Raw genomic sequence first — 17,277 nt, 5'->3', positions numbered from 1 at the left:
CTGGCCCACTGCTGCACCAGCAGCAAGAGTCTGCGTCAGAATTGCTAATGAAAACAGGATGATATATAAAAAGAGCGCGCCCTTACCAAGGGAGTGCTCTACCACTGAGCTACCGCAGCAACGGGCGTCTGAATAACCGCAGACGCCTTGAATTGCAAGGCGTAGCGGCCCCCTTTCACACCCTGCGCGGTTTTGGCCCGATGTTGCCAATGTGGTTCCAACCGGGCTCGGAACGTGCTCCAGCCCACACCGGTCGGCCGAGAGCTACACCGTTTTTGTTGCCGGATCGTTGTCAGTTTGGATACGAATTCGAATAGCGCTCCGTACAGAGGTTTTTCGCACCCCCGCCCTTCAACTCACTACCTGCGAAGGCCTGTCGCGCGTCCTTGCCCGTCCCCGTGGCGAATAGACACCCGTCTTTACCCCCCCGGAATCCCCTCATGATAGGAGATGGCGGTGCTGGGCGCGCTGCTTTGGGCGCTGCGTCACGATTTGAGCGTGCAAATGAACTCGGAGACGGCCACGCGAGTGGCGCAGAGGTCTGGAACGCGCCCACTAGAATGCTGGCAAGAAGCAGCCTGTCTCCAGCAAACGGTCCAGGCTGAATAAAAACGGGGCCACGAATCACTGCGTCGTCGGATCGCCCTTCAGTATCGTCTCCAGCTCGTCGGGCGGCGGTTTGCTCGTTTTCCCCTCGACCGCCGCAATAGGTGCGCTGACCGCCGTTGCCGCGGCGTTGCCGATCGTGTCGACCGTGCCGGCAACCACAAGGCCCAGTTCGTCGCCAATGCCCACCCTCGAATCCGTCAGGGTCTGGCTGGAAGCGAGTTGGGCCCCAAGCAGCTGCACTATCTCAGGACTTTCGGCAAACTTGCTGTGGTTCAAGCTATCTGCGGTCTTCACGTTGGTCAGATCGAGAACCGTTATGCCGGCCGCCTGCAACTTCGATTTATACGGCTCCTTTGACGGATCAGCCTGTCCTACCCGATCGACATTGCCTGCAATGAGGCGCGAGACAGCCAGCGCTCGATCGTCCCGCGAAACCGTGATGGTGAACTTCGGCTTATGCGATCCAAGTTCGGTCCACTGACGACCAAAGACGTCCACATCGAGATCGGGGGACGCAAGGATGACGTTCCTGATCTTGGGCGAAACCCGTCCGTCCTCCAAAGCCATCTGCCTCAACGATTCCATTGCGAGCCAGGTGCCCATCGAGTGTGCCATGACCGTGACATCCGTCACGCCGCGGTCGTCGGCCAGGGCCTTCAACGTCCGCTCGAAAGCGGTGCGCGAGAAATTGGTGCTCTCCTTGTCGTAATTGTAGCCGAGCACGCTGGCGCGCGACGGCCACGTAAAAAGGACTGGCACGACGTTCGCGCGCGAGTCATGCACAAACTGCGCGAAGCGAAACACCGAATCCTCATATCGATTGTTGAAGCCGTGGACGAAGACGAAAACACGGCCGTTTGAATTGTGGGCATGCAGCCATTTGTGGGCTTCGGGAACCGACAGGCTCTTCGCGGCAACGACGGCGAAGTCCTTCTTGGGATCGGGCGGCAGCTTTTTCGGCCATTCGACCGTGCCAGGCGCACGGTTCGGCGGGATCGAGATGGTGAGGTCAGTCAAGGAAAGCGCCGGGCTGCGCTCGCCTGTAAACAAGGTCGCGGGGTCGCCGGAAGGTTTGCGGCTGGTCGCCACCAACATCGTCACATCGGAGGCTGCCGGCGAAACCAGGTTCGCGGGGATGGGCGCCAGAACGCCTTCGGGTCCTGTTCCACACGCTACTAGCGTAAGGAACAGAGCCGATATACTTCCGACAGCCCGCCTATGTGAAGGTTTAGACCGTGACATTATTCAGCCTTTGCGGATGCGTTCGCGCGATGGCGCCGGTAGAGCGCGGGGGCAGGTCGTCCCTCACGACAGACGTACAATGCAACGAAAGCCAAGGTGGCAGGTGGAGGTATCCACCGGTTGCGCCATGCGGGCGGCCGGGCGGTAACGGCGGCAGTAACTGGGGGCGCACAGGAAGGACCCGCCCTTGGTCACCTTGCGCGGTATCCTGATGTCGGGCGTCAGCGGGTCGTAGCTCGCGTCCCGCTCCCCGCCGCGCGGGTCGTCCATCGCGCAACAGGGGCTCTCGATCCGGCGGTGCTCCTGATACCAATCGGCAGTCCACTGCCAGACATTGCCGGCCATGTCATAAAGTCCATAGCCGTTTGCCGGGAACGAGCCGACCGGCGCGGTCCATTCGTATCCGTCCTCACAGTCGTTGCGATAGGGAAACTCGCCCTGGTAGGTGTTGGCCATATGCTGGCCACCTGGGGTCAGTTCGTCACCCCATACGAAGTCGGCCCCGTCCAGCCCGCCACGCGCGGCGAACTCCCACTCGGCCTCGGTCGGCAGCGTCTTTCCTGCCCAGCTCGCATAAGCTTGTGCGTCTTCATATGCGATGTGCACGACAGGGTGGGTGCCGAGCTTCTTGATGCTACTGGCAGGCCCGCGCGGATGCCGCCAGTTTGCTCCCCGAACGTAAGCCCACCAGCTGTAGTGATTGTTGCGATCGATGCCGCGCGAGGGCCTGACGAACAAGGCTGAGGCCGGCGCCAACGATTCTGTACTAGCCCCAGGATAGTCCGCGGCATCTGCTGGGCGCTCCGCTAGCGTGACATAGGCGGTCGCCTCGACGAAGCGCCTGAACTCGGCATTCGTGACCGTGGTGCGATCCATCCAGAAGCCGCCGACGACGACGCGATGCGCCGGCGCCTCTTCCGGATAGTGGTTGTTCGAGCCCATCAGGAATTCGCCGCCGGAGATCCAAAGCATATCGCCATTTGACGAAACCGCCGGCTTTGCGGCAAGCCGCGCCTCAGTCATCGGCTGGTCTCCTCTGACTGGCAGAGCGCACCGCCTGTCAATCCCCCGCGGCGAACATTTCTTCTGGGCTCGGTGTCACCAGCGGCGTGAAGTAGGTCAGCCGCACGGCTTCCATCAGCAACAGCGGGGGTTTCATCTGGGTTGCGAGCTCGGTGATCCTTGCCTGCAACACCTTGACTTTATCAGGATACTTGTCAGCCAGATTGGAGGCTTCCGATTTGTCCTCGGCCAAATTGAACAGCTCTGTCTTTTGCGGCAGGGTTGCCGACCATAACAGTTTCCAGTCGCCCTCGCGCACCGCGCCAGCCATCGGATCAACATTGTAGACAATCTCAGTGCGCGGCGACGGTTTTCCATCGCTGATCGCCGGCCACATATCCATGCCGTCCAGAGGTTTGTCTTTGCCAGGCGTGGCACCAGCCAGCCCAGCCAGTGTCGGCAACATATCGACGACATGCATAAGGCCGTTGAAGGCACCGGGCTTGATCTTGCCAGGCCAGTTCATCAAGGCAACCGAGCGGGTGCCTCCCTCATAGAGGGTGCCCTTGCCGTCACGGTAGGGGCCATTATCCGCCGGCAGCTTGCCGTTTACCTTGGAGTCGCCTGTAAACATCGAGTTGGTGACACCGCCGTTATCGCTCATGTAAACGATCAGAGTATTGTCCCGAATCCCCTTCTTCTCGAGGGCGGCGACGACATTTCCGACCTCGTCATCGATCACGGAGATCATGGCGGCATAGGCTCTTCGGTTCTCGTCGGCAATATTCTTGTTGCGGTCGAGATATTCCTTCGGAGCCTGGAAAGGCGTGTGAGGCGCGGTGAACGCGAGATAGAGGAACAGCGGCTTCTTCTGATCGTGAGCGTTGATGACCCGGACAGCTTCTTGACCGAACAGGGTGTTGTCGAACCCCGGTTCCTTCAGCGGCCTGTTGTTCCTGTACCAGTCCGCGATACCGTGCGAAGCATGCTTGAAATGGTCGATCTCGCCGACCGTTGCTCCGTAGAATGAATCGAATCCACGTTGTTTCGGCCAGAAGTCCGTCTTGGCATGGCCAAGGTGCCATTTGCCGCTCATCGCCGTTCTATAGCCCGCATTTCTAAGGATTTGCGGGAGAAGAGTTTCGTCAAGGGGAAGGCCATAGGTTCCCGCGGCGGGGACAACGCCAACCTGCATGCCATAGCGTAGAGGGTAGCGGCCGGTCATGAGGGCGCAGCGCGTTGGCGTGCACATCGGCTGCACGTAATATTCTTCGAGCTTCGCCCCCTCTGTGGCAAGCTTGTCGATGTTGGGCGTCTTGATGTCCGAGCCATGATAGCCAACGTCTTTCCACCCTTGGTCGTCCGTAACGATGAAGACGATGTTGGGCTGCGAGGGCTGGGCCGCCGCAGTCTGGACGCCGGCGAGGCCGGCGAGTGCTCCTGAAACGCCGGCAGGAGCGGCAAACCGTGTAACCGCTACCGCTGTACCTGCCAGCAATGCGTCGCGCCGCGTTATTTTGTGGCTGATACTGGCTTCAGCCGAGAAGTCACGATCGTTGCTCATGTTGTGCCCCTGCCCTGCAAATTCGTACCGTTCCACTCGAAGCATGGCATGCCTGAGCCGATCACTCCGCCCGGAATCCAAAGAGACAGCCCAGACGCCCTGGCATCGACGACCGACTTGCTTGCTATGGGAGGCTCGCCAGCCGAGCGCTGGCCCACAAAGCACGATTGTTGCGGGGCGTTCGATGTCCCCTGCGCACCTTTCCTGGAGTGGTCCCGCCTGTTCATGCTCCCAACTCGCCGTTGGTCGGCGATGCGCCCGCGCTGTCTGGTCTCGCGCCTTCTGATTAAGCTATGGCTAATACAACTGTACTTCTATCCACTTTGCGCAAAGGACAGTATTTTTTGGCCTCCTGGGCGCCTGAATCGCGCACAACGATGGGCCGCTCAGCCTAGACTAACCTGCCTCAGCCAAACCAGAATCGCTCTACTTCGGCTCCCTTCCAGGCTTCGAGGGACGACGCTTTCAGACCTTGGCCCGAAGTCGGTACACCATTTTAGCTATGGCAACGGAAGTAGTCCGGCACTAAAACCCAGACGCCGCCGCGAACCGACGACTTCCTAACAGTCCTCTATTGGGCGGCGGCGAATTGATAAGTGAATCCCAACATCGGACCCTGCTGAGTGAGTTTGTTCACGAAGCCGTCGTGGCTATAATTGTCGTGGACGGCCCGATAACCGACGAACATCGACATCTTGTCGTTGAACCGGTAGCCGGCACCGCCCATCACATCCCACATCGATTTGGATCCCGCGCCGAAACCGCCGACGAGAGCCCAGCCGGCGAGGTAAATCCCATTGCCGACATCGGCCTTGATTTTGGCGCCGATCACCGGGTCAACCCACGTATCGCCGTCACTCGCCGAGTTGCCATCAAGCGCGCCGCCATGAAAGTCGAAATTGTTGTCGACCGACCAGAGGCGGGCGCCGGCCACCAGGTCGAAATTCGTCCCACCGTGGTAGTAGACGCTGTAGCCACCGAGTGCGGTCCCCATGAAGGTGCTCACCGTGGCGTCGATGTTGGAGGCGAGTATTCCTCTCGGGGTACCTATGTTGGCGTCGAGCTTGGCGTACACTATGTCCGTGCTGATTGTGAAAGGACCGTTGCGAGCTTCCGTAAGACCCATGAACCCGAATTGGAGGTTGTTCAGCACGTCGCTGAAGCTTACGTCGACATTTTGAGGCGGGAATCCGAAGAGGCCGCTTTCGCCCTTGATCCCCGATGCCCACAGATATGGGGCGACAGTGAAGGTCCAACCTTGCTCTTGCTGCTTGTCAACATCTGCAGCGAGCGCGTTGGCTGCACAAAGCATCAACGCTCCCGACGTTCCCAAGGCAGCTAAACGAAATGTGTTCATGGTCATCCCCATTTAGCCGTCTTTGCAGCCCAATCATCTTTAAGCGGAGTGGTCCACTTCGGTTGTGATGAACCCTCGCTTTGCGCGCGCTGTCAATTAAGCCGCACGTGATATCCCCAGTCGCCGCTCGCCGGCCACATTGGCGCGCGAGTTGATTTCCCGCAATTTACCTTTAAGCTACTTCTAATATGGTCGTCCTTCTATCCACTTTGCGCAAAGGACGTGATTTTGTCTCCGTGGCCTCCATCGCCTTCGTACAGGGATGTGCAACTTGGCCCTGACGACCTTACCAGCGCCGCCTCTGGTCTGCCGGTGAAAATAGACAGGCTTTCGCCCGGCTACCTTCCCTCCCGCATCCGGCAAATCCAGTCCCCGGGCAAGTGGGCGCTGGACTTGCCAGAATTCAATTGCGCATTCCGCGCCAGTGGCGGTTTTGATCCCGGCTCTGCGGCGCTAGTGGCTATCGAACGTGCCTGCGGTTCCACAATATGCGGCATCCCGCTCGAAGACGACTTGATCCTGGCAATCCCCGCCGGCACGAGCGTGACGGCAACGGTTCGCCCCGGCCTCACCTACGCAGTCGCCATGGTTCCGACCACGACCTGGATGGAGGTCCAGTCGGTTGCCGCGGGAATGCTCCTCGAACAGATCAGCGATCGCCCGGCGGCAGTCCGGCTCGCCACCGACCAATCGCGAAGAATCCGAGGCCAAATGAAGTCGTTAGCAGATCGCCTCGGAAGAGTTGCAGCTGGTTCGGTTCTGCCGGAGCAGCCTCCAACTGCGATCATGGAATATCTAGGGGTAGTGGCCGACGCCTTCGCTGGGGATAGGCGTGGGACTGGGACAGCCGCCTCGGTGAAACGTCACATTAGACAGGCGTCGGCGGCCGAAGATTTCATTCGCGCTCACATCCGGGAAGACATCCCGATTGTTCGACTCTGCAAGGAAATCGGTGTCAGTCGTCGACAGCTCGAGTACGCCTTTCGCAGCACGTTCGCTGTAACCCCCCTCGAATTCATCAGAGCGCTCCGCCTCAACGAAGCCAGACGGCTCCTTACCACGGCACGTTCTAACGGCTTGAGTGTTACAACGATTGCCATGGATGTGGGGGTCACTCATCTAGGCCGCTTCGCGGCGAATTATCGCCTGTTCTTTGGCGAATCTCCCAAGGAAACGCTTCGGCGTGCCGGACGATCGTGAACCGAAGTTAACTGCGCCGCAGCGTCGTCATTGCAAGCAGTTTGATGGAGTTTTGCGCAATCCGGATAGAAGTCGCGCCTGCGAATTAGTACTTTCAAAGTTGCTAATCTAGATCTCCGGCCCCGCAAGGTTGCAAGCGGACCAGTTCAGTTTCGGCTCGGCACAGGGTTGCGTCTGGCACGTGGCTGTATTCGACCGGAAACATAAGGGCGGGGAGCGGTGATGGTAGGGTATAGAATGATAAGACCTGGCCTGAGATTGACCGGCGCCGCCGAAATCGTCGTCGCCTTCATGTTCGCGGGGCTCGCCGACGTCCTCGCACCCTTTGCCCCTTTCGTCGGCGCTGCGCATGCGAAAGTAGGCCGTCCGCTCACGCCTGGCAGCGTCGCAGGAGTTGCGAGGCGGACCACGCGCCGAACGATCCGCCGTTCGACTATTTACGTGACCAGGCTCCCGGCAGCTTGTGTGAAAACCTCGATCAACGGCACCGTGCTGTGGCACTGCGGCAGCACCTACTATCAGCCCTACCAAGGGCGCTATGTCGTCGTCTATATTCATTGAATGGCAAGCTGCTCCGAAGCAATGACTCGACGATTGCGCGCCAGCAATCTGGCGCGCATTGTGCAGGGTCTTGAAGATCTGGCGGCGATACTGGTCCTACTTGCCAGGCCGCTCATCCTTGCGGCCGCCTTGGCCGGTCCGGCACTGGCGCAGACGCCGGGGACCGTCCCACCCGAAAAGGTCAAACAACTGTTCGAGCTTCTCGACGATCCGTCGGTGAAGGCCTGGGTGGCCGAACAACGAAATCAGGCCGCCGGGTCAGCCGGAGCGCCTGCCCCGGCAGGAGCTTCGCCGGTCGGCGCATCGTCCGAACCCCAGGCTGCACCGGGCCAGATGAATACGATGGCATCCTCGATGCTTGATCGGATCAAGCATCATGTCGAAAGGATCGTGCAGACGTTGCCCCTGCTGCCAGGGCAGTTCGCGCGCGTTCAGGCAAAGACCATGGAGGATATGTCCAGCAGGGGGCCAGCGGGCGTGCTTCTGCTGATCGCGATTTTCATCGCGGCCGGCGTGGCGCTCACCTGGGCAACATACAAGCTGACCCGTTCATTTCGTCTTTGGATTATCGCGCAACCGAAGGATACGCCCATTGGGCGAGCCAAGAAGATTGGGAGTCGCGCGCTTTATTCCAGCCTGCTGATCATCTCGTTCGCATTGGGCAGCGCCGGCGCGTTCATGTTGTTCGACTGGCCAATGCTTATCCGCGAGATTGTGCTGACATTTCTGATGGCGGCAGTCGTTACCTGGGGTGTTCGCCTGTACGCCATGGCCATGCTCGTCCCTTCCTTCATGAAGGTCGAGAACGCCGTTGAGGTTCGTGCTTTGCCGATCACCAACGAAGCGGCTGACCATTGGTCCTATTGGCTGCCCCGGATCGCCGGCGTCTTCGCCTTCTTCGGCGCCGCGTTCATCCTCTTGCCGGGTCTCGGCATCGATCGCGACGGAATGATGGTCCTGTCGCTGGGCGCCGATTTCGTGCTCCTGCTGCTCCTGCTGCTTGCCGTGTGGCGTCGGCCGAGACTGCGGCGAGACGGTGCGCACCACACGGCAACTACATGGCTGTTGACTGCTTATTTCGTCCTTCTATTCCTGGAGCGCATCGCTGGCCTCTATGGAATCTTCTGGTTCACCTTCGCCGCATTCTTCCTGCCTTTGGCAATCGTGGTGACACAGCGCGGGGTCAACTTCGTCCTGCGACCGGGCTCCGAAGATTTCGGCCGACCCACTATCCCGGCGGTGACGATCGCTGTCGTCGACCGCGGAATCAGGATGATCTTGATCCTGGCGGCGGCTTACGTTCTCGCGCATGTCTGGGGCCTGAACATGCAGTCCATGCGCGACAGCGATACGACGACGACGTTGATTTTGCGCGGCTTGATCAATGTCGTGGTCATTGCCCTCGCAGCCGATTTCGGCTGGTCGATCATCAAAGCTTTGATTGAGCGAAAGCTGGGCATCGAAACACCGCACGCGGTGATCGGAGACGAGAATGCTCCGATCTTCGATCCGCAGCAGGCGCGGCTGCACACGCTCTTGCCGATCATCCAAAACATTCTGCTCGCAGTCATCATCGTGATGGCGGTGCTGATGATGCTCGCCTCAATGGGAATTGAGATCGGCCCGCTGATCGCCGGCGCCGGGGTCGTCGGTGTCGCTGTGGGGTTTGGGGCGCAAACCGTCGTCAAGGACATCATTTCGGGCGTGTTTTTTCTGCTCGATGATGCCTTTCGTGTTGGCGAATACATTACATCAGGCCGTTATATGGGCACGGTGGAGAGCTTTTCCCTGCGCTCGGTGAAGCTGCGCCACCATCGTGGCCCGCTGTTCACAATACCTTTCGGCGAACTCGGAGCCGTCCAGAACCAGAGCCGCGACTGGGTGACCGACAAATTCAACATCACCGTTGGCTACGACACCGATATCGATTTCGCTCGCAAACTGATCAAGCGCGTCGGCCTTGAGCTCGCGGAAGATCCCGAGTTCAAGCCCTGGGTGCTCGAACCGATCAAGATGCAGGGCGTGCAGGAGTTCGGCGAGTACGGCATCGTATTGAGGGTCAAGGTCAAGACCATACCGGGCGGCGCCTTCAGCATGAAACGCAAATTCTATGTACGCATCCGCCAGCTCTTCAAGGAGCAGGGCATCGAACTCCCGTTCCCGACCGTCCATGTCGAGGGGCTGCAGAATTCACCTGCGGCAGAGCATGCGCCATCGGCGATCACGCCCGAGTTGAAAATGGCCGTCGCGCAGTCGCACACCAATCGGCGCAGAAGAAAAGCCAGCACAACGGAGTAGAAAAGCTGCCACGCATGCCCAGTGTGACTTTCCGCGCATCGCCGCGCTATAAGCAAGTCATTCGACAAACGCGAGGAGCGACGCTAAGTAGTTTTCCGTAGGGACATAACCGAATTTCGGCATGGCGGGATTTGCGCGATTGCTGTTACCCGGATCAACCGGGACCGCGGTCATGTACGCTCAAGCTTCCGCCAAAATCGAACTGCTCTCATATCTGCCGCGGCAGGGCCCCTCACCTGAGTTCGAAGCCGCGACGGGGCAGCCGGTCTGCTTCTTCCGGGCAGGCAGCGAGATTTACGCTCAAGGCGAAAAGGCGGGCGCGCTCTATCAAATCGAATTCGGCGCCGTGCGCGTTTACCGCCTGCTCGCCGATGGCCGCAGACAGATCAGCGCATTCCATCTGGCGGGAGAGACTTTCGGCTTCGAAGCCGGCTCCACGCACCGCTTCTTCGCCGAAGCAATCAACGGCACCGGCGTGCGGGTCTTTCGCACGCCTGCGGGAACGGATACGTCTCGTCAACTTCTGCCGCTTGCGCTTAAAAGCCTGACACGCGCGCAGGAACATCTTCTCGTGCTCGGCCGTCAGAATGCCATCGAGCGCGTCGCGGCCTTCTTGGTCGAGATGTCGGAGCGCCAGGGCGAGCTCACGCAGGTGGAATTGCCAATGTCACGGATCGATATCGGCGATTATCTCGGCCTCACGATCGAGACCGTCTCGCGCGTCTTCACCCGCCTGAAGGAGAAAGGAGTCATCCGACTGCTCAGCCTGCGCATCGTCGAAATCCTCAAACGGGACACCCTGCTGGCGATGGGGGAATGAACCCCTGCGGCCAATCGCGCGCCCGAGACGACAATGAAAGCGGGTTGGGAATTCTGGGCGTCGACGAATTCCCGGACGGTCCAGTTCAAACCGTCCCAATAACGCCGGGCTATGCGAATAAACGCCCATATCGCATTTGCGTGGTCCTTCTGTCGAATTGACGGGTGCGCTGATTGCATCAGAAACTGCATTAGACGGCGCTCCCTCAATCGACCGGTTGAGAAATCGGGAGCCGTGGCAAACTCTGGGAGGACGAGGATTTGGCCGATCATCATGCCGAAAAGATTCAGGCCGCGATCGCGTCGAACGCGGCGGCGACGTCCGCGCTGGTCGCCTCCTGGCGGCGGTCTTCCAATTTGCATCGGCTCGATCCGGCCGGCCGCGGCCCGGCTCGTTACCTGACGGAGCTGGAATTGGGGCGCGCTCGCCAACGGGTCGAACCGCTCATCCGGGCTGCCCAGCCCAGTCTCGACCGGCTCTATCTTGCTGTGGGTGGCGTAGGATGCTGCGTTCTTCTGGCTGACCGAGAGGGCGTGCCGGTCGAACGGCGCGGCGCGCCGGCCGATGACGAGACCTTTCATTCCTGGGGGTTGTGGACCGGTTCCGTCTGGAATGAGGAAAGCCAAGGCACCAACGGCATCGGCACTTGTCTGGTTGAGCAGCGCGCGCTGACGATTCATCGCGATCAGCATTTTCATACGCGCAACACGGGGCTGAGTTGCACCACCGCTCCGATCTACGATCACAAGGGCGATCTTGTCGCCGCGCTCGACGTGTCTTCCTGCCGGGCCGATCTAACTGAGGCTTTCGCCAATATAATCTCGGTGGCGGTGGTCGACGCATCGCGCCGGATCGAAGCGGAAAATTTCAAGGCTGCATTCCCCAAGGCGCGCATTCTGCTGGCGCCTGTCGGCGACAAAGGTTCCGGAGCGCTGATCGCCGTCGACGCCGACGACCTCGTTGTCGGCGCCACCCGTTCGGCTCGCCTGGCGCTTGGATTTACGCAACAATGTCTCGACAAGCCGATGCCTGCGCGCGATCTGCTCGGTTGGGCGGAGAACCGTCCTGAAGTCCTCGCCGAGGCGGAGCGCAGCGTCCTGCAGCGGGCGCTGGCGCGGGCGGACGGAAATGTCTCGGCCGCTGCCCAGGCGCTTGGCATCAGCCGTGCCACGCTGCACCGCAAGCTCAACCGCTTGGATGTTCACAGGCCTCATTGATCCTTCGAATCCACTCACGACTGTCGCAATTCTGCGACACCTCGCGGCCGCCCGCTGCATTCGACGCGGTGACAAAAGCGACGGAAATCGCAAACCTATCTTCCGAAGCGTCGCATCCCGCGACGTCAGCTTTGGGAGGAAGACACATGAACAAGGTTGAATTCTCACGCTCGATCAAGGCGCCCTTCGACAAACGTTACGGCAACTTCATCCGCGGCAAATGGACCGAGCCATGCTCCGGCCGCTACTTCGAGAACCGCTCGCCGGTGAACGGCCAGCTGCTATGCGAAGTGGCGCGTTCGGATGCCCACGACATCGAGGCAGCCCTGGACGCGGCACATGCTGCGAGGGACTCCTGGGCGCGCACCAGCGTGGCCGAGCGGTCGCTCATCCTCAACCGCATCGCCGACCGCATGGAAGAAAATCTCGATCTCCTTGCCCGCGCCGAAACCTGGGACAACGGCAAGCCGATCCGCGAAACGACCGCCGCCGATCTGCCTCTGGCCATCGACCATTTTCGCTATTTCGCTGGCGCGTTGCGTGGCCAGGAAGGCAGCCTTTCCCAGATCGACGACGATACAGTCGCCTATCATTTCCATGAGCCGCTCGGCGTTGTTGGCCAGATCATCCCGTGGAACTTCCCGCTCCTGATGGCGTGTTGGAAGCTTGCTCCCGCGCTTGCGGCCGGAAACTGCGTGGTGCTGAAGCCGGCCGAGCAGACGCCGGCTGCCATCTTGCTCTGGGCCGATCTTGTCGGCGATCTTTTGCCGCCAGGCGTGCTCAACATCGTCAACGGTTTTGGCCTCGAAGCCGGCAAGCCCCTCGCCTCCTCGCCGCGCATTGCCAAGATCGCCTTTACCGGCGAAACCACGACGGGCCGGCTGATCATGCAGTATGCCAGCCAGAATCTGATCCCTGTCACGCTGGAACTCGGCGGCAAGTCGCCCAACATCTTCTTCAAGGACGTTGTCGCCGAAGACGACGACTTCTTCGACAAGGCGATCGAGGGTTTCGTCATGTTCGCGCTGAATCAGGGCGAGGTCTGCACGTGCCCGAGCCGCGCGCTCATCCATGAATCGATCTACGACACCTTCATGGAACGTGCCCTCAAGCGCGTCGAGGCGATCGTGCAGGGAGACCCGCTCGATCCGGCAACGATGATCGGCGCGCAGGCATCGAGCGAGCAACTGGAGAAGATCCTGTCTTACTTCGACATCGGCCGGCAGGAAGGAGCGGAAGTGCTGACCGGCGGCGAGCAAAACCACCTGCCTGGTGATCTGGCGGGTGGCTACTACGTCAAGCCGACAGTGTTCAAGGGCAACAACAAGATGCGCATTTTCCAGGAAGAGATCTTCGGACCGGTGGTTTCGGTCACGACCTTCAAGGACGATGACGACGCGCTCGGCATTGCAAACGACACGCTCTACGGTCTCGGCGCCGGCATCTGGACACGCGATGGCAATCGTGCCTACCGCTTCGGCCGCGCGATCCAGGCCGGCCGCGTCTGGACCAACTGCTACCACGCCTATCCGGCACACGCCGCTTTCGGTGGCTACAAGCAGTCCGGCATCGGCCGTGAGACGCACAAGATGATGCTCGACCACTACCAGCAGACCAAGAACATGCTGGTCAGCTATAGCCCGAAGAAGCTCGGCTTCTTCTAATCGCCTATCTGGTTCATAGGCGCGGCTTTAGAGAGCCGCGCCTATGAGTGAAGGGTGGGGGAAGCCCATGCAAGCGAAGGTCACTGCAACGCCGGCTGCCCTCGAGCTTGTCGCCGAAATCGTTGCCGAGCATGGTCCGGTGCTGTTCCATCAATCCGGCGGCTGCTGCGATGGCTCGTCGCCCATGTGCTACCCGCGCGACGGGTTCATCGTCAGCGAGCAGGATGTGCTGCTCGGTTATATCGCCGAGATGCCGTTCTATATCGGGGCACCGCAATTCGAGGCCTGGAAGCATACCGATCTCATTATCGATGTGGTGCCTGGCCGCGGCGGCATGTTCTCGCTCGACAACGGACGCGAGAAGCGGTTCCTGACACGCTCCACGATCTGCACTGCTCGAATGTGAAGGGGACAACATCGAACTGCGCGCTCTTTGTCTCAGCGCAACGAGCATCCCGGGAATTGGATGCAACATGCCGCCTCCGAGGTGGAGAAGCGGCATGAAACGGAAACTGGACGACGATGCGACGATGGACGGGATCATGCGCGAGACGCCTGCGGCAATCCGCGTCGTTCTTCAACATGGCATGCTGTGCGTCGGCTGCCCAATTGCTTCTTTTCACACGGTTTCCGATGCGGCACGTGAACATGAGCTTGACGAGGACCAGCTCCGCCGCGATCTGGAGGTGGCCATCGACGCCCGCCGAGTGGACTGAGCATGTCGCACAAAAGTGTGCGGCCGTCTTGCGAGAACGACCTGCATAAAAACAGAACCTAAGCGCCTCGCTCAATCCGCTTCAGCGCGACGCGCGCATTAGCTCCTTGCCGCACGACCCTCGGCGATGACGAGGAGCCGATGCGGCTCGATCACGATGACCCTCTGACGGCCGCTCTTGACCAGGCCCTGATCTTCCCAGGCCGAGAGCAGCCGGCTTACCGTGTGAAGCGTGGTGCCAGTCATTTCCGCGATATCCTGGCGTGAAAGCGGGAAATCGATCATCAGCCCTTCATCGGTCTTTTTCCCCGACTGCTTGATCAGCTTGAGCAACGCATGCGCGACGCGCTGCTCCACCTGCTCGGTTGACATTTCGATGACGCGCGTGTGGGCATCCTGCAATCTTGTTCCCACCGTTTTGTAGGTACTGGCGCTGAAACTTGGAAAGCTCGTCGCGAATGTGGGCCAGAGCTGGCTTGGCCAGGCAAGCACAACACAATCGACGGCCGCGATGGCATTTGCCGGGTAGGTCGTCCGGCCCAACGCGCTGGCGATCCCCATCAATTCGCCCGGGCTGATATATCGCACGGTGACTTCATGCCCGTCCGGGGTCGATTTCACCACGCGCACATGACCGTCGAGCAGCAGGAAGAAGGAATGAGCCTCTTGCTCCTGCTCGAAAACCGGTTGGTCCCTGGCGATCCGCATGGATCTCGCCTGTCCGACAATGCGATCCAGGTCAGCGGCGGCGATCCCCTCGAACACAGACAGTCCGGCAATCAGCGATCGATCAAGGCTTGCCAACTGCCGTTCTCCCAGCTTTCAACAATGCAACGCGCTCAGGCTCCTGACCAGACTTTTGTCATGGACGACGGCCCATCGACAAGTGGAGCCTTCTGTCGCCGGAGACGGCAATTCGCTCTCTTGTTTGCGCTGCCGCAAATTCCATCCTTCAGGCCTCGATAGACAAGCCGGACAGGCTCGCCGCCTGGTTTTCAAAGAGGCACATCATGGCAATTCAGCGTACGCGGCCAAGCACATATCCGGCAATCTTCTCCTACGGGTTTCGGCCCTTCTTCCTGCTGGGCTCGCTGCAAGCCGCTACCGCGATGCTTTTTTGGTTGCCCCTCTACTACGGCCAGCTCGAAACCTTCAGCGCGTTTGCGCCTGTTGATTGGCACATTCACGAATTGCTCTTCGGCTACTTGTCTGCCGTCGTGACGGGCTTCCTGCTGACTGCAATTCCGAACTGGACGGGACGACTTCCCGTTCAGGATCTTCGTCTGCTGGTGCTCGTGCTGCTCTGGATCGCGGGCAGGATCGCCGTGTCCTTTTCGGCGGAGCTCGGGTGGCTGCCGGGCGCCGTCATAGACTGCTCCTTTCTTTTGGCGGTGGTAGCCGCGGCCGCGACCGAAATCGTTGCCGGGCGAAATTGGCGGAATCTCAAGGTGCTCCTACCGGTCGCCATCCTTTTTGCCGCAAACGTCATGTTTCATGCCGAAGCGCACTATCAGGGCATCTCCGACATCAGCCGCCGCCTGGGTCTTGGAGCCGTTGCGCTCCTCATCATGATCATCGGCGGGCGCAAAATCCCCAGTTTCACCCGCAATTGGCTGGTCCGCGAGAACCCCGGTCGGGTTCCCACACCATTCGGCGGATTCGATGTCGGAACGATCGCGCTGTCCGCTGTCGGGCTGGTCGCCTGGACATTTTTTCCCAATAGCATTGCAACCGGCTTTTTGCTGGTTGCCGGAGCGCTGGCAAATGCCGGTAGGATGGCCCGCTGGGCGGGTTACCGGACGCTGTCCGACCCTCTGCTTCTGATCCTGCACGTCGCGTTCGCCTTTGTGCCGATCGGGCTATTGCTTGCCGGACTGGCCGTTTTCGTTCCCGAGACGATACCTGAGATTGCCGGCATTCATGCGTTGGCGGTTGGAGCGGTCGCCGGCATGACGCTTGCAGTCATGACCCGCGCCACCTTTGGCCACACTGGACGCGAATTGCGGGCAAGCCGGGGGACATGCGCGATTTTCATGGCCATCGTTCTTGCTGCCATCCTGCGCATCATCGCAGGTGTTGTGCCATCCTACGCAGTATTCCTTCATATCTCAGCAGCGCTCTGGGTGGCCGCTTTCGTGGGCTACACCGTCCAGTTTGGAGGCATGCTCGTGCGACCGCGCCTCAACGCGCGCCGGAAGAGTGCTTCTTGAATGGCGTGCGGCGATTTTTCGTCGAGCAATTTGAGCCAGCGCAAATCACCAGGACACCTGACGAACTAGAAGGATGCAGCGGTTGAAGCCGTGGTGAACGAAAGAAAGGACTCTCCAATGAAACTGCCCCTTATCGCTGCGGCGATCGCGTTGCTCTCCATCGCTGGCACCGCAAATGCCGAAGAACATGTCGTCCAGATGCTGAATAAGGGTGAGAAGGGCTCAATGGTCTTCCAGCCTGCTTTTGTCCGCGCCGCACCCGGCGACACGATCAAATTCGTTCCGACCGACAAATCCCACAATGCCGAAAGCATCAAGGACATGATTCCGGACGGCGCCCAGCCCTTTAAAGGCAAGCCGAATGACGAAGTAACCGTGACCCTCACCCAGGAAGGCGTCTACGGCGTGAAATGTGCCCCTCACTACGGTATGGGCATGGTAGCGCTGGTTGTCGTCGGCAAGCCGGTGAACCTTTCGGCGGCGGAGGCCATCAAGCAGGTTGGCAAAGCCAAGACAGTTTTTGCTGAACTGTTCGCTGAAGCGAGCAAGGTCGCTTCCAACTGACTTGATTCTTCAGAGATTGCCTTCGGCAATGGCGGGCCGGAGGCATAGGCCGGGCAGATCCCGAGGAGAGATCTGTCCGGCCTTTTTTGTGCCGGCCGCGCTTTCCGCCGGTCTGCCGAAACAATCTCGCTGTCCGTGAGAATTTAGGAAGTTTCTCAAAGCAGTTTCCACAAAACCATCAGATTTGCGCCAGCGCAAAGAAGTCCTCGTCCCAACTGCTATCTTGCTGGCATCGAAAGGTCGAAACCAAAGGG

General features: G+C 59.9%; 15 protein-coding genes. 10 read left to right on the top strand and 5 right to left on the bottom strand.

What is annotated here, in order from left to right:
• Positions 1–624 precede the first annotated feature (624 nt).
• From EOA49_RS00330 to EOA49_RS00315, 4 genes are all read right to left on the bottom strand, one after another.
• Positions 625–1,851 carry an alpha/beta hydrolase gene (locus EOA49_RS00330; RefSeq protein WP_127241258.1) on the bottom strand — a complete coding sequence of 409 codons (1,227 nt, stop codon included), beginning with the start codon at positions 1,849–1,851 and terminating at the stop codon, positions 625–627.
• Between the two features lie 63 nt (positions 1,852–1,914).
• Positions 1,915–2,874: a formylglycine-generating enzyme family protein gene (locus tag EOA49_RS00325; RefSeq protein ID WP_127241259.1), complete on the bottom strand. Its 960-nt coding sequence runs from the start codon at positions 2,872–2,874 to the stop codon at positions 1,915–1,917.
• 37 nt (positions 2,875–2,911) lie between these two features.
• Complete coding sequence (locus tag EOA49_RS00320; RefSeq protein ID WP_127241260.1) at positions 2,912–4,417, bottom strand: arylsulfatase; 1,506 nt, start codon at positions 4,415–4,417, stop codon at positions 2,912–2,914.
• Between the two features lie 571 nt (positions 4,418–4,988).
• A complete protein-coding gene (locus tag EOA49_RS00315; protein WP_127241261.1) occupies positions 4,989–5,780 on the bottom strand; it encodes a hypothetical protein in 792 nt (263 codons plus the stop codon).
• A gap of 306 nt (positions 5,781–6,086) precedes the next feature.
• Between EOA49_RS00315 and EOA49_RS00310 the strand changes: the two genes are divergently transcribed.
• The 8 genes from EOA49_RS00310 to EOA49_RS00275 all read left to right on the top strand — a co-directional run bounded on the left by EOA49_RS00310 (position 6,087) and on the right by EOA49_RS00275 (position 14,250).
• On the top strand, positions 6,087–6,974 hold the full coding sequence (locus EOA49_RS00310; protein ID WP_127241262.1) for a helix-turn-helix domain-containing protein: 888 nt from the start codon (positions 6,087–6,089) through the stop codon (positions 6,972–6,974).
• A 291-nt stretch (positions 6,975–7,265) separates the two neighbouring features.
• Positions 7,266–7,535: a hypothetical protein gene (locus tag EOA49_RS00305; RefSeq protein WP_127242984.1), complete on the top strand. Its 270-nt coding sequence runs from the start codon at positions 7,266–7,268 to the stop codon at positions 7,533–7,535.
• Between the two features lie 33 nt (positions 7,536–7,568).
• Positions 7,569–9,833, top strand: a complete 2,265-nt coding sequence (locus EOA49_RS00300) for a mechanosensitive ion channel family protein (protein ID WP_245460455.1) — start codon at positions 7,569–7,571, stop codon at positions 9,831–9,833.
• Positions 9,834–10,005: 172 nt separating this feature from the next.
• On the top strand, positions 10,006–10,653 hold the full coding sequence (locus tag EOA49_RS00295) for a helix-turn-helix domain-containing protein (RefSeq protein ID WP_127239765.1): 648 nt from the start codon (positions 10,006–10,008) through the stop codon (positions 10,651–10,653).
• A gap of 260 nt (positions 10,654–10,913) precedes the next feature.
• Positions 10,914–11,870 carry a helix-turn-helix domain-containing protein gene (locus EOA49_RS00290; RefSeq protein WP_127239759.1) on the top strand — a complete coding sequence of 319 codons (957 nt, stop codon included), beginning with the start codon at positions 10,914–10,916 and terminating at the stop codon, positions 11,868–11,870.
• Between the two features lie 146 nt (positions 11,871–12,016).
• Positions 12,017–13,534 carry an aldehyde dehydrogenase gene (gene adh, locus EOA49_RS00285; protein ID WP_127239758.1) on the top strand — a complete coding sequence of 506 codons (1,518 nt, stop codon included), beginning with the start codon at positions 12,017–12,019 and terminating at the stop codon, positions 13,532–13,534.
• A gap of 67 nt (positions 13,535–13,601) precedes the next feature.
• On the top strand, positions 13,602–13,940 hold the full coding sequence (locus EOA49_RS00280; RefSeq protein ID WP_127239757.1) for a DUF779 domain-containing protein: 339 nt from the start codon (positions 13,602–13,604) through the stop codon (positions 13,938–13,940).
• 94 nt (positions 13,941–14,034) lie between these two features.
• Complete coding sequence (locus EOA49_RS00275) at positions 14,035–14,250, top strand: DUF1858 domain-containing protein (protein WP_127239756.1); 216 nt, start codon at positions 14,035–14,037, stop codon at positions 14,248–14,250.
• 98 nt (positions 14,251–14,348) lie between these two features.
• On the opposite strand, the gene EOA49_RS00270 is transcribed toward EOA49_RS00275, so the two are convergent.
• Positions 14,349–15,053 (bottom strand): Crp/Fnr family transcriptional regulator, encoded by a 705-nt coding sequence (locus tag EOA49_RS00270; protein ID WP_127239755.1) that lies wholly within the window; start codon positions 15,051–15,053, stop codon positions 14,349–14,351.
• A gap of 206 nt (positions 15,054–15,259) precedes the next feature.
• Here EOA49_RS00270 and EOA49_RS00265 point away from each other — a divergent pair, with 206 nt between their 5' ends.
• Positions 15,260–16,459: an NnrS family protein gene (locus tag EOA49_RS00265; RefSeq protein ID WP_127239754.1), complete on the top strand. Its 1,200-nt coding sequence runs from the start codon at positions 15,260–15,262 to the stop codon at positions 16,457–16,459.
• Between the two features lie 117 nt (positions 16,460–16,576).
• The gene (locus EOA49_RS00260; RefSeq protein WP_127239753.1) at positions 16,577–17,023 is read left to right on the top strand and encodes a pseudoazurin; all 447 of its coding nucleotides are present in this window, start codon (positions 16,577–16,579) and stop codon (positions 17,021–17,023) included.
• The last annotated feature ends 254 nt before the right edge of the window (positions 17,024–17,277 follow it).

The organism is Mesorhizobium sp. M1A.F.Ca.IN.020.04.1.1, assembly GCF_003997315.1.
Taxonomy (GTDB): domain Bacteria; phylum Pseudomonadota; class Alphaproteobacteria; order Rhizobiales; family Rhizobiaceae; genus Mesorhizobium.
The sequence above is the reverse complement of the archived record's forward strand: the minus strand, read 5'-3'. Positions and strand labels throughout refer to the sequence as shown.

Bases quoted from the DNA above. Each gene is read 5' to 3' on its own strand.
- EOA49_RS00275 (WP_127239756.1), top strand. From the start codon at position 14,035: ATGAAACGGAAACTGGACGACGATGCGACGATGGACGGGATCATGCGC.
- EOA49_RS00320 (WP_127241260.1), bottom strand. From the start codon at position 4,417: ATGAGCAACGATCGTGACTTCTCGGCTGAAGCCAGTATCAGCCACAAA.
- EOA49_RS00305 (WP_127242984.1), top strand. From the start codon at position 7,266: ATGTTCGCGGGGCTCGCCGACGTCCTCGCACCCTTTGCCCCTTTCGTC.
- adh (WP_127239758.1), top strand. From the start codon at position 12,017: ATGAACAAGGTTGAATTCTCACGCTCGATCAAGGCGCCCTTCGACAAA.
- EOA49_RS00325 (WP_127241259.1), bottom strand. From the start codon at position 2,874: ATGACTGAGGCGCGGCTTGCCGCAAAGCCGGCGGTTTCGTCAAATGGC.
- EOA49_RS00315 (WP_127241261.1), bottom strand. From the start codon at position 5,780: ATGACCATGAACACATTTCGTTTAGCTGCCTTGGGAACGTCGGGAGCG.
- EOA49_RS00265 (WP_127239754.1), top strand. From the start codon at position 15,260: ATGGCAATTCAGCGTACGCGGCCAAGCACATATCCGGCAATCTTCTCC.
- EOA49_RS00280 (WP_127239757.1), top strand. From the start codon at position 13,602: ATGCAAGCGAAGGTCACTGCAACGCCGGCTGCCCTCGAGCTTGTCGCC.
- EOA49_RS00260 (WP_127239753.1), top strand. From the start codon at position 16,577: ATGAAACTGCCCCTTATCGCTGCGGCGATCGCGTTGCTCTCCATCGCT.
- EOA49_RS00295 (WP_127239765.1), top strand. From the start codon at position 10,006: ATGTACGCTCAAGCTTCCGCCAAAATCGAACTGCTCTCATATCTGCCG.
- EOA49_RS00330 (WP_127241258.1), bottom strand. From the start codon at position 1,851: ATGTCACGGTCTAAACCTTCACATAGGCGGGCTGTCGGAAGTATATCG.